This is a genomic window from Pseudonocardia sp. Ae505_Ps2 (assembly GCF_001932425.1).
Classification (GTDB): Bacteria; Actinomycetota; Actinomycetes; order Mycobacteriales; family Pseudonocardiaceae; genus Pseudonocardia.
Genome location: NZ_MCIP01000001.1, coordinates 215,471 through 227,889 on the forward strand (window position 1 = coordinate 215,471; position 12,419 = coordinate 227,889).

The 12,419-nt window shown below is 75.1% G+C and carries 8 protein-coding genes and 1 pseudogene; 1 reads left to right on the forward strand and 8 read right to left on the reverse strand.

Going from position 1 to position 12,419, the window contains the following annotated elements; translation table 11 throughout:
* The 6 genes and pseudogenes from Ae505Ps2_RS31700 to Ae505Ps2_RS01045 form a co-directional block, all read right to left on the reverse strand.
* Positions 1-334 (reverse strand): annotated as a pseudogene (locus tag Ae505Ps2_RS31700) (IS5/IS1182 family transposase); the annotation flags it as partial.
* A 114-nt stretch (positions 335-448) separates the two neighbouring features.
* The gene (locus Ae505Ps2_RS01025) at positions 449-1,573 is read right to left on the reverse strand and encodes a DUF5931 domain-containing protein (RefSeq protein WP_084786176.1); all 1,125 of its coding nucleotides are present in this window, start codon (positions 1,571-1,573) and stop codon (positions 449-451) included.
* The gene (locus Ae505Ps2_RS01030) at positions 1,570-2,526 is read right to left on the reverse strand and encodes a class I SAM-dependent methyltransferase (RefSeq protein ID WP_020624500.1); all 957 of its coding nucleotides are present in this window, start codon (positions 2,524-2,526) and stop codon (positions 1,570-1,572) included. Before Ae505Ps2_RS01030 ends, Ae505Ps2_RS01025 begins: the two co-directional genes overlap by 4 nt.
* A 79-nt stretch (positions 2,527-2,605) precedes the next feature.
* A complete protein-coding gene (locus tag Ae505Ps2_RS01035; RefSeq protein ID WP_020624499.1) occupies positions 2,606-3,385 on the reverse strand; it encodes an enoyl-CoA hydratase/isomerase family protein in 780 nt (259 codons plus the stop codon).
* 10 nt (positions 3,386-3,395) lie between these two features.
* Complete coding sequence (locus Ae505Ps2_RS01040) at positions 3,396-5,405, reverse strand: helix-turn-helix transcriptional regulator (protein WP_139320107.1); 2,010 nt, start codon at positions 5,403-5,405, stop codon at positions 3,396-3,398.
* Positions 5,406-5,422: 17 nt separating this feature from the next.
* Positions 5,423-6,106, reverse strand: coding sequence for an AAA family ATPase (locus Ae505Ps2_RS01045; protein ID WP_075553335.1), 684 nt, complete (start codon positions 6,104-6,106; stop codon positions 5,423-5,425).
* Positions 6,107-6,329: 223 nt separating this feature from the next.
* Here Ae505Ps2_RS01045 and Ae505Ps2_RS01050 point away from each other — a divergent pair, with 223 nt between their 5' ends.
* A complete protein-coding gene (locus Ae505Ps2_RS01050) occupies positions 6,330-8,990 on the forward strand; it encodes an AAA family ATPase (protein WP_139320108.1) in 2,661 nt (886 codons plus the stop codon).
* A gap of 28 nt (positions 8,991-9,018) precedes the next feature.
* Here the strand turns inward: Ae505Ps2_RS01050 and Ae505Ps2_RS01055 are convergent, their stop codons facing one another.
* Both Ae505Ps2_RS01055 and Ae505Ps2_RS31705 read right to left on the reverse strand, forming a co-directional pair.
* Complete coding sequence (locus Ae505Ps2_RS01055) at positions 9,019-11,451, reverse strand: right-handed parallel beta-helix repeat-containing protein (RefSeq protein ID WP_075333803.1); 2,433 nt, start codon at positions 11,449-11,451, stop codon at positions 9,019-9,021.
* 154 nt (positions 11,452-11,605) lie between these two features.
* Positions 11,606-12,214 (reverse strand): type VII secretion system-associated protein, encoded by a 609-nt coding sequence (locus Ae505Ps2_RS31705; RefSeq protein WP_158071527.1) that lies wholly within the window; start codon positions 12,212-12,214, stop codon positions 11,606-11,608.
* Positions 12,215-12,419 lie beyond the last annotated feature (205 nt).

Consider the following 12,419-nt stretch of genomic DNA (forward strand, 5'->3'; position numbering starts at 1 on the left):
TCAGGGTGCCGTCGAGATTCACGTGGGTGTGCCCGGCTGTGCGGGCGGCGAGCAGGGCTCCGTGCAGGCCGGGTGCGGCCGCGGCGAGGACGTCGATGCCTTCGTGCAGGTAACGGTAGGCCGTTGCAGTGCTGATCGCGTTGTCACCGGCCGAACATCGGACCCGGGTAGCATCACAGAACCAGCGGATCACCAGCACTGCCTGGGCGAACGGGGTCAACGCCCGCCGCCGGGTGCCACGTCGACGGCGTTGAAGGACCAGGAGCCGCGCCAGATAGGCCACGGTGCGCTCCCCGATCGGGAGGACAGCGGTGTAGGTGACAGGATCAGACATGCAGGACCTCGGTGACGGTGTCGATCTGTGCTGGACCGAACCGATCTACCGGGGTCCTGCCCCGTTCCCGCTCATCTCACCACCCTCGGCGTGTCGCCACGACCTGCCACCCCGCTACTGAGAACACCTCAGTGTCCCGCCGATGTCGCCGACGCGGCCACGGATCGAGCGGGACACCCCCATCCGGCCCTGCGCCTCGGCCTCGGCGAGGCGGCCCTCGGGGATGCCGGGGCCGTCGTCGCGGACGCTGACCTCGACCGCCCCGGGCAGCTCCTCGACCAGCACCCAGGCGCGCGCGTCCGGGCCCGCGTGCAGTGCCACGTTCGCGAGCGCGGCCCGCACCGCGCCCTCCACCTCGTCGACGACCGGCCCGCTCAGCTCGACCGGCCGTCCGGGGGCCGAGACGGTGACCCGGTCCGAGGCGAGGATCCGCAGCGCGGCGGCGAGGTCGCGGCGCCCGGACGCGTCGGTGGTCCCCGACCCGGACAGCAGCGCGCGCAGCGCGGTCTCCTGCTCCCCGGCGAGCACACCCAGCTCGGTCGCCCCGCCGCCCAGCTCCGCACCGCGGCGCTGGACGTGCGCCAGCACCTGCAGGACGCCGTCGTGCACGGCCCGGGTGAGCCGCTCGCGTTCGGCGGTCGCGGCCTGTTCGGCGACGAGGCGGCGCAGCCGGGCGGCGGTGCGCTCCAGCACGTGCGCGGCGAACCCGACGGTCAGCCCGGCCAGCAGGAGCAGCTGCATGTCGCCCAGCTCCAGCACCCCGAACCGCTGCTTGGACAGCACCAGCGCCACCGTGATCACGGCGGCGGCGAGCACGCCGCCGGTGATCCGGAACGCGACCGCGCAGGCCAGCACCGCGCCGGAGGTCCAGATCGACCCCATGCCGGGACCACCCTCGTCGAGGTGGGCGACGCGCACGACCAGTGGGGTCGTCGCCATGACCGCGACGCAGACACCGAGGTCGGCCAGGGCCAGCAGGCCGCGGCGGTCCGGGGCGCCGGGCAGCCCACCGAGGTAGCCCCACGACGTCACGGCCGTCCACGCCACCATCACGCCGAGCACGGCGACCGCGGCCAGCGGGCGCTCGTAGCCGGTGCGCAGGTGGTAGAGCGTCACGCCGACGACGGTCAGCAGGGTCAGCAGGCGGTAGGCGATGACGCCGCGCCAGAACGGCTCCAGCGGGTGCTCCACGTCGTCGAGTCTGACGGCGAGGGCGCCCCGGCGGGGCCGAACGCTCATCTCGGCTTCGTCCCGGTGATCAGCGCGTTGTAGAACCAGCTGCGCGGCACGACATGGGTGAGCAGGTGCTCGTCGAGCCAGGACAGCCGCTGCCAGCCGTGGTAGGCGAACATCGCCCAGTTCCACCCGAGTCGCCCGGGCGGGACGGCGGCCTCGAAGGTCCGCACCGGCCAGCCGAGCATGGCCGCGGCGAACTCCTCGGTGTGCGCGGCGACGCCCTCGGCACCGGCCCGGCGGGCGGTGGCCTCCAGCGCGGCCGGGTCGAAGGTGTGGATGTCGACCACGGACTCCAGCGCGGCGGCACGCGAGGACTCGTCGAGCTCGTGCTGCGGGCGGCGCCAGCCCCGCAGCGGGCCGAGCTTGGTCAGCGTGGTGGTGGCCTTCCAGGTCCACTGCCCGAGCGTGCGGGCGTAGGCGTCGCCGACGGTGGTCGGCTCGCCCGCGAACACGAACCGCCCGCCCGGCTCCAGCACCCGCAGGACCTCGCGGAACGCGGCCTCGACGTCGGGGATGTGGTGCAGCACCGCGTGCCCGACGACGAGGTCGAAGCTGTCGTCGGGGAAGGGGATGTGCTCGCCGTCGACGACGGCCCCCTCCACCTCCAGCCCGAGGTGCTCGGCGTTGCGGGTGGCGGCGGCGACCATGCCCGGCGAGAGGTCGGTGACGACGCCGCGGTCGGCGACGCCGGCCTGCATGAGGTTCAGCAGGAAGAACCCGGTGCCGCTGCCCAGCTCCAGGGCGCGCAGGTAGGGGCGGCCGTCCCACGGGGCCGCGGCGCGGAAGCGGCCGACGGCGTAGTCGATGCAGCGCTCGTCGTAGCTGATCGACCACTTCTCGTCGTAGGTGCCCGCCTCCCAGTCGTGGTAGAGCACGTTGGCGAGCTTCGGGTCGTGCCAGGCCGCCTCGACCTGCTCGGCGGTGGCGTGCGGGGTGGGCGCCGGGTCCGAACTCATGAGTAGGAGTTTTGCAGAACGGCGCCGCCGACCCGCTCCCCGCCCGGGCGCGTCGCGCGTCCGGGCGGGGCGGTGCGGCTCAGCGGCCGGTGAAGGTGGCCTTGCCGGGGCCGTTCTCGACGAAGCTGGCCATGCCGGCCTTCGCGTCGTCGGTGGCGAACACGCCCGCGAACAGCTCGGACTCGATGTCCAGGCCGGTGCGCAGGTCGGTGTCGAGGCCGTTGTCGATCGCCTTCTTCGCGGCGGCGTAGGCCAGGGCGGGGCCCGCGGTGAACTGCTGCGCCCACGCAACGGCGCGGGTGTAGACCTCGTCGGCGGGCACGACCTCGTCGACCAGGCCGATCGCCAGGGCCTCGTCGGCCTTGACCATGCGGCCGGTGTAGATCAGGTCCTTGGTGCGGGACGGGCCGATCAGCCGCGCGGCGCGCTGGGTGCCGCCGCCGCCGGGGAAGATGCCGAGCAGGATCTCCGGGAAGCCGAGCTTGACGTTGTCGCCCGCGATGCGGCGGTCCGCACCGAGCACGACCTCCAGGCCGCCGCCGAGGGCGTAGCCGGTCACCGCGGCGACCGTCGGCTTCGGGATGGTGGAGATCGCGCCCAGCCCGGCGGAGAGCTTGCGGGCCTGCGGGGCCATGTCCGAGTAGGACATCGACGCCATCTCCTTGACGTCCGCTCCCGCGGCGAAGGTCTTCTCCCCGCCGTGGACGACGACCGCACGCACGTCGGCGCGGGTGGCGGCTTCGTCGGCCACCTCCAGCAGCTCGCCCTGGATCTGGCGGTTCAGGGCGTTCATCGGCGGGCGGTCGATCCGGATCGTCCCGACGCCGGCGTCCACGGACAGGCTCACGAATTCGGTCACGCAGCGGACTCTAACGGGCCCCGACGCCGGGTTCCCACGGCTCGGGAGCCAGCCCGGTGAGCCGGCCCGCCAGGTGCGCGACGACCAGCTCGCGCCGGTTGCGGCAGCCGGTCTTGCCGAAGAGCCGGGTGAGGTGGTTCTCGACCGTCTTCTCGCTCATCGTGATCCTGGCCGCGATCTGCCGGTTCGAGCGGCCCTCGGTGATGAGCTCGACCAGCTGCATCTCCAGCTCGGACAGCCGCTGCTCGGTGAGCTCGGGGGTCCGCACGGCGATCCCGTACCGCGCCATCGCCCGCCGCACCGAGCGCCGGAGCCGGACCGCCTTCAGGTCGTCGGCGATGGCGAGCGCCTCGTGCAGCAGGGGCTCCGCCTCCTCGGCCCCGACGACGTCGGCGGCCTGCAGGCACGCCTGTGCCAGGTCCGGCAGGCTGCCCCGTTCACGCCACCACGCGACGCCCCGGCGGGCGGCGGCGGGGTCGTCGTGGAGCATCGCCCGGATCAGATCGCCGTACTCCGGGCCGACCGACTCGGGCTCCGCGGCGACCGCCTCCTCGACCGCCTCGCCGATCCGGCGCCGCCACCCGTCGTCGCCGCTGCTGCGGGCGAGCATCGCCAGCCAGTTCAGGACCTCACCGGCGTGCGGCCCCGGGGAGCCGCGCCGCAGCTCGCGGCAGTACACCGCCCAGGTCAGGGGCAGCGCCTCCAGCGGGTTCTCCCCGGTGTAGGCGAGCCGCGCCTGCGCCCACTCCCGCAACGCGGGCACGGCGGTGTCGGTGTCGGTGTCGTCGAGCTCGGGGATCATCTGCGCCCACGCCAGTGCACGCCGTTCCCGGCCCCGGTAGCGATGGACGGCCGCGGCGGCCAGCGCCGCCCACGGCCGGGAGACCAGGTCCGCGGACTCCTGGGTCTGCAGCAGCCGGGCCGCCGACAACGCCCGGTTCCAGCGCCCGTCCCCGTAGGCGATCATCATGCGCTCGAACGCCGCGAACGGGCCCTCGGCCGGCGGCCGGTAGCCGGGTCCCTGCAGCCACCGGAGCAGCGGCACCAGCCGCCGCCGGGAGTACGCGTGCCGGACGTCCGCGGGCACCCGCAGCGAGTCCGCGGACAGGTCCCGCAGCGTCGACACCGGCCCGCCGGGCGCGAGCGGCGCGAAGCCCCGCACCAGCTCACCGATCGAGAGGTGGTCACCGCGCCACCAGCGCTCGCACAGCTCCAGCGGGCAGTAGGGGTCCCCGATCCCGGCCAGGGCCGAGCGGACCGGCGTGCTCACCCGGCGGCCGAGCTGCAGGGCGGCGAGCGCGGCGGCCGCGGTCAGCTCGGTGCGGGAGCCCGTCGTCCGGTACCCACCCTCGTCGACGGCGTCGGCGACGAAGTCGGCCAGCTCGTCGAAGCGGCCCGCGGCCCGGGTCGTGCGGATCAGCTCGGTCTGCACACGACGCCGGCCGTGTCCGGGCCCGGCGTGCCGCCACGCGGACCGGAGACGGGTGATCGCGCGGTCCGGGTCGCTGTCGGCGACGCGGACGGCCTCGTCGTGCAACACGACCGTCAGCCGCTGCTGGGCGGGCCACGCCGTTCCGGCCGCGGCGACGTGGTCGGCGAGTGCGGACAGGTCGTCGCGGCCGCTGAGCTCGACCGTGGACTGCAGCCGGCGGCCGATCCGCACGTGCAGGTCGCGCAGCGCGTCCTCCCCCGGCCCGGCCCGCACCGTGGTCCCCAGCGCCCGGCACAGCGGTGTCAGGCGCCCCCGGAAGTCGCACTCGAGCGCGGACTCCGCGGCGAGGGCGTCGACGACGGCGCCACAGCCCACCGCGGTCCGCCCGGTCGCCCCGGCGACGGCGTCGAGGTCGGCGATCCGGAGCCCGGTGGGGCCCGCCGCGAGGGCGACGAGCTCCTCCGCGACACGACCTGCGGTGCGCACCGCCTCCACCAGGAAGTGCCCGGTCGGGAGCCCGATCGGCGCGCGGTCGTCGCGGAGGCAGAGGTTGCGGTCCACGCGCACGACACGGTCGTCCGCACGCAACGCGGCCAGGGTGGAGATCAGGGTTCCCGGGCACCCGAACAACAGCCCGAGCGCGCCCCGCAGGGCGTCGACGAGTCCCGGGTCGACCGGGCCGCCCGCCGCAGGATCTCCACCGATGCCTCGTCCGGCAGCATCGGGAGGTCGATGATCTCGTCGGCGACGTCACCGACCTCGGCGACCTGCTCGGTCGGGAGCTGTGCCGTCCGCGTCGCGGCGAGCACGCGGTGCCCGGCGCGTCGGGCCTCCGCGAGCACGAACAGCGGAGCCTCGACGTGGTCGGCGTCGTCGACGGCGACGGTGACCGGGCCCCGGGCGCCGACCGCGGCGAGGAGGCGACCGGTCTCCGCGCGCAGCCGGGAGCGCCCGGCGATCGACTCGTAGGTCTCGGCGGTGGCCAGGTGGCGCACCGACCGCATCGCCCCGGGCAGTTCGAGCCCGGGGTCGAGCTGCTCGAAGGATCGACGGACCGCGGCCAGCAGCGGGCGGACCCCGAACCGGTCCCAGTCCGCGTGGTCCTGGACCGCGTCCACGAACAGGACGGTGGAACCCGACTCGCGCAGCTCGTCACCGATCCGGGTGAGCAGTGCGGTCCGTCCGCTGGAGGTGGGGCCACGGAGGACCGTCAACGACGCCCCTGGAGTGCCGCGCAGAGCGTCCAGCACCTCGTCCCGACCACAGAGCTCGATCCGTTCCCTGCCCACGTCACCGTCCCTGTCGTGCGGCCCTGTCATGCGGCCCCGCAAGCTGCGACGATCATGACATGTAGCGCGGAACGGTACGATCGACCGACGAGGCACGATCCGCACCGCCGCGACCGGCCCCCGGGAAGACCGGGCACCGGCCCGATGTCCGCTCGTCGTCCGCGGTGCGAGGACTCCCCCGTCCTGTCACGCCGTCGTCGACGACCGCCCTGTGGAGGCACCCTTGCCCGTCCCGGACCTTCCGGACGACGGAACCCGCCCGGCCCTCGTGCACGGACCGCCGGGTATCGGGCGCACCGCCCTGCTCGACCGGCTGGGCGCCGGGATCGGGGACCGCGGCGGCGAGGTCCTGCGCCTGCGCTACACCCCCGACGGTCCGGTGATCGACGGGAGCACGGCCGTCCTCGACCGGGTCCCGCCGACGCTGCTGCACCCGGTCGACGGCGCCCGGCACTCCCCCGCCCTCGCCGCCCGGGTGGCGGCACCGATCGCGATGGTGCTCGACCGGCACCGGCTGACCCTGCTCGTCGACGACCTGCATCGCAGCGATCCCGACTCGGTCGCGGTGCTCGCCGCGCTGGTGCCGTCCCTGGCCGAGGCCGGAGTCCGGGCGGTGTTCACCGTCCAGACCCCGGTCCCGGGGTTCCTGCGTCCCTTCGTCCCGGTGGTCCGTGCGCTGCGTCGCGACGGCGTCCTCGACTCGCACCGGCTGCGGCCGCTCGACCGTGCGCAGATCGCGCGCCTGCTGGCCGAGCAGCTGCGCAGCCGTCCGGCACCCGAGCTGGTCGACCTCGTGCTCGCGCGGACGCGGGGGGTGCCGGAGGCGGTGCTGGACCTGTTGGGAAGCCTCTCGGCGGGAGGCCGGGTGGTGATCTCCGACCGGCACGCCTACCTCGGTCCGGGGCAGGGGCCGACCCCCCGTCCGGACGGGCCGCTGCTGCGCCCGGTGCGTCGCCTGGGACCCGCCATGTGGCCGGTCGCGACCGCCGTCGCCCTGCTCGCGCCGCTCGGGCCCGCACTGCCCCGGCTGCTCGCCGCGAGCCTCGACATCGGCGTCGAGCAGGCCCACGACCACCTCGGCGAGCTCGTCGACGCCGGAGTGCTGCACCGTGGCGGGGCGGACGGCGGCTGGCGCTTCCCGGTCCCGCAGGTGGCGGTCGAGCTCGCCGCCTGTCTGGGCCCCTACGAGCGGCGCTGGGTGGCCGTCACCGCCGTCGTCGCGGTGTGGACGGGCGCCGCCCGCGCCGAGGACCCCGACTACCTCACCGACCGGATCGCCGAGGCGGGCGCGCTGCTGGACACCGGCCGGGCCCGGACCGAGCTGGTCCAGCGGGCCACGATCCGTGCCGCCGACGACCCGGGCCGGACGAAGGCCTGGTGGCTGGCCGCCGCGGAACTGTCCTCCGACCGCGCCGACGAGGCGATGGCCCGCTGGATGTACGCCACCAGCTGCTACCGCACCGGTGACTACGCCACCGCCGTCACGATCATCGAGTCCGTCCTGGACGACCTCGGCGACGTCCTGCCCGAGGAGTGGGTGATCGACGCCGGTGCGACGCTGCTCGGCTCGATGCGCAGCCTCGGCGACATCGAGGGGCTCCGCGCCGTCGCCCACGGCCGCCGCGAACTCCCCGGTGACGTGGCCGCCCGGTCCTCGTGGCGGGCGCTGGCCCTGTTCATGCTCGGCCGGTGGCGGGACGCCCTGGAGCTGCTCGACGAGACACGGTGGGCGTGGCGCGGTCCGGGGGCGAACTCCTACCTCGGGGACACGATCTCGATGATGGCCGAGCTGGGTGCGGGACGTCCGGCGACGTTCGAGACGCTGCTCGCCGACCGCGAACTGTGGCCGAAGGACAACTCCGCCCGTCGGCAACTGGCCTTCGTCCAGGGGCTGGTCACACTCCTGCTCCAGCTCAGCGAGGTCGACCGGGCCCGCCGACTGATGGCGAGCGAGGGGCTGACCCCGGAGATGCTGAGCCTGTCCGACCGGGCCTCGCTGGCGTTCCTGGAGGGCCGGACCACCGAGGCGAAGGACCTGGCCCGCCGCTACCGCGTCGGTGGGCTCGTCGTGGGGCACGACGCGGGCCTGGAGCTGACCCAGCAGCACCACGCCTTCCTGCTGCTGGCCCGGGGCGACATCACCCGGGCCCGGGAGTTCCTGGACGAGGCGATCGCGGCGAAGTCGTCGCTGCGACATCTGCTCGCCGCCCCCCGTGCCCTCGCCGACGTCGCCGTCGGGGACCTCGACGAGGCGATGGACCGGCTGCAGAGCTCGGTCGCCGACGCGGAGGAGCGCGGTGTCCTCATCGGGACCGAGGCGACCCACCTCCAGGTGGCGCGCATCGCCATGGCTCGCGGCGACGCCGACGGCGCACGGCGCGTGGGCGGGGCGCTGGAACGTCTGCACGGGATGCTGGGAACCTCGCGGACGGAGCTGTACCTGCTGCTCGTGCGCTCTTTCGTCGACCGCGACGGGGCGACCGTCGAGAGCTGTCTGCGGCTCGCCCGGGAGCGCGGGATCCCCCTCGAACTGGCGACGGTCATCGGCATGCTGGGCGAGCTCGATCTCGTGGGGCCCGACGACCTGTGGGAGTGCTACGACCTCTTCGGGGAGCTCGGCGCGCTGCTGTGCCGCAGCTGGGTCCGCGGCCTGATGACCCGCGCCGGCGTGACCGTGCCGGGCCGGGCCTCGGTCGTGGCGGAGAACGAGCGGCTGCTGGGCCTGCTGGTGGGGCAGGGCTTCGGCAACCGGACGATCGCCACGATCCTCCAGGTCAGCGAGAAGAGTGTGGAGGGCAGGCTGGGCCGGATGTTCGCGCGCGCCGGCTACCGGTCGCGCACCGAGCTCATGACGGCGATGCAGGACCCGGGGTTCTCCGGCTGACCGGTCGAGCCCCGGACCTGCGACGGCCTCAGACGGCGAGTTCGAGGTCATCCACGGTCAGCAGTGTCAGGTCGGCGGGATCCACGGCGCCGCCGGAGCTCAGCCGGGACGCCTGCCGGTCGGCCATCCGCTCGAACACCCGACGGGCGGTGCGCCCGTTGCCGAACGTGCCGTCCTTCGGAATCCGTTCGAAGTAGGCGAGCAGGGCCTGCTCGGCCTCCGGGGCGAGGCGGTAGTCGTGGCGCTCGCACTGGCTGCGCACGATCGTGACCAGCTCGGGGGCGTCGTAGTTGGCGAACTCGATGGTCCGGCTGAAGCGGGACTCCATGCCCGGGTTGGCCTCCAGGAACTGCTGCATCTCCTTCGAGTAGCCGGCGGCGATGACGACGACGTCGTCGCGGTGGTCCTCCATCAGCTTGACCAGGGTGTCGATCGCCTCGCGCCCGAAGTCGGGGCCGGTGCCGCCTCGTCCGCTGGACAGCGTGTAGGCCTCGTCGATGAACAGGACACCGCCCAGCGCGCTGGTGAACGCCTCGGTGGTCTTGATCGCGGTGCCGCCGATGATCTGGGCGACCAGGTCCGCGCGCGCCACCTCGACCAGGTGCCCGGACCGCAGCACCCCGAGGCGGGCGAGGATCTCGCCGTAGAGCCGGGCGACGGTCGTCTTGCCGGTGCCGGGCGCGCCGGCGAACACCAGGTGGCGGGCCATCGGCGGGGCGGACAGCCCGGCGTCGACGCGGCGCTTGGCCATCTTGTTGAGGTTCACCAGCGAGGTGACGTCGGCCTTCACCCCCTCCAGACCGACGAGCGCGTGCAGGGCGTCGAGCGGGTCGTTGGTCGGCCGCCGGGCCGATGTCGCGCCCGGTGCGGGTGCGGCGACCTCCGTGGGGCCGCCGTCGGCCACCGCGGCCTGGCCACCGGACCGGGGCCCCGGCGCGTCTGGGATCCCGTTGGCGAGGCTGGCCAGCCGTTCGACGGTCAGCGACGCCGCGGGGGCCGTGACCCGCAGCCCGGCACCGGCGTTGCCCTGTGCGGTGCAGCCGGTCAGCCGGACCGGTTCGGCCGTGGCGACGACGATCCCGTCCGCTCCCCCGTCGACGGCCCCGCAGCCCTCGAGGGTGCCGCCGGAGCCCGTGCCCAGGCGGAACCCGGCGCCCGGCGCCCCGACGACACGGCAGTGCTGCAGGGTCAGGTCGGCGCCGGTGCCGGCGGTGACGCCGTCGCCGCCGACCGCGGACAGGTCGCCGTCGGCCAGCGACAACGCCGCACCGCCGACGGCCACACCGGACCCGGTGGCGCCGCGCAGGCGCAGCCCGTCGATCTGCGGGCGGGCCCCGTCGGTGACCCGCACCCCGTCGGCGCCCGCGCGTTCGATCTCCACGTTCTCCAGGCGGCCGCGGGCACCACCGGAGACGACCAGGGCACAGGTCCCGGCGTCCAGGACGCGCAGCCGGCGCAGGAACGGGTCGGCGCCGTCGTCGACGACGACACCGGCGCCGGTGTCGCCACTGGTCTCGACGGCGTCGAGCTCGGGGGTGCTGCGCCCGGTCACCCGCAGCCCGTCGCCCTCGGTGGACCCGACGGTGCATCCGGTGGCGGTGCCCGAGGCCCGGCCGGTCCACAGCAGCCCGGCCCCGGTGGCGGCGCGCACGGTCAGCGCGCGCAGCTGCGGGCGGCAGGCCTGGTCGACGTGCACGCCGACGGCGCCGCACGGCCCGATCTCGGCGCCGTCGACCTGCACCGCGGCACTGCTCGCGAAGTACAGCCCGGCCCCGGCGGTGTCGGTGACCCGCAGGTCGGAAGCGGTGAGCGCACCCTCCTGCTCGACGGCGACGGCCGGCTTGCCCGCCGCGGACACCGACGTCCCCGAGAGCGTGAGCCGGCCCCGCTCGTGGACGAACACGCCGTTGCCGGCGGGGTTCTCGATCCGGGTCGCGGCGAGGTCCAGCACGCCGTCGCCGGCCACCACGACCGCGGTGGTGCCGACGTCGGTGATGCGGCACAGCGACACGGTGCTGCCCACCGGGGAGCTGACGACGACCCCCGCGCCCGTCGGGGCGGTCAGCGTGCAGTCGCGGGCGTGCACCGCGCCGTCGTCGCGGGCGAGCACCGCCGACCAGCCCGCGCCGGTGACCGCGCACTCGCTCAGCTGCAGCGCCCCGCTGGTCACCAGCACCGCCGCGACCACCCCCTCGGCGCCCGCCACGGTGATGCCGGACAGCTGCGCGGTCGCCGACGGCGGCCCGGCCAGCACCACCGCGACCCCCTCGCGAGGGGCGATCCGGACGGTGCCCGGGCCCTCCTCGGCGAGGATCGTCACGGCCTGCCGCAGGACGAGGGGCTCGGTGTAGGTTCCCGGCGCCACGCTGATGACGGCACCCTCGGGTGCCGCGGCCACGGCGTCGGCGAGGCTGCGGTGCCCGGTACCGCCCATCGGCGAGACGGCCAGTGCCGCGCTCATCGCGGCACCGGTCCCGTACGGCGTCGCGGCTCCATCGCGCCCCTTCGGCAGAGTCGGTTCCGGCGGTCCTCCCCTGTCTAGTGCGGGCCCCGGCACCGCGGAGCGACGACGGGACCCCACGCGCGCGCCACGGGGGAGATCCCCCGCGAACCGGTCACCCGGTGGGGGCCCCGCCCACGAGCGAGCGCAGCCTCGCGGCCGGGATCAGCGCAGGGGCGGGCGAGTCGGGGTTGACCACGATGTCGACGCCCTCGGTGGGGAGGGCGGCGGCCAGCTCCGCGGCGGTGGTCTCGCGCCAGGACGCGACGCCGGTGACCCGGTCGCGGTGCGCGGCGGCGGTGACGACGGGGACGACTCCCCCGCCGGGTGCCGCCCGGACGACCGCGACGCCGTTCTCGTCGAGAGCGACGCCGAGCCGGGCCTCGACCAGCACCGTGTCGAGCAGCTCCATGGTCTCGTCCTCGGGGCGCAGGCCGTCCTCCCGGTCGAGGGCCAGGATCTGCAGGACGGCGTCGACGGGGTCGGTCGGTGACCCGGGGTCCGACGGGACGTAGTCGGGGTTGCTCTGGAACCCCTCGATCCCGCCGTCGGCGCGCAGGATCCAGGCCCCCACCACCTGGGCCGGCCCGGGATCGGGCTGCCCGGGGGTCGGCCGCCAGCCCGGGTCGATGAGGTAGGCGATCTGGTCCTCGGCCGTGTCGGGGACCTCGGGCTCGGCGGGCCCGCCATCCGGGGTGGGCGTGTGGCCGGGGGAGGTGCTCATGGACAGCGCTCCGTTCGGGGGGCGGTTCGTGGTGTCAGCGGGCGGGCGGCCGGGGCGCTGCCACGCGTGGGTCGGGACGCCCCAGGTCCCGGATCGCGTCCACGTGCCGCGCACCGGGTGCCGTCCTTGCCGTGGGCCACACGCCCGGCCGTCGCGGGGCCGACCGGATCTCCGGCAGGTCCCACATCGACAGCACGGCGGGAGC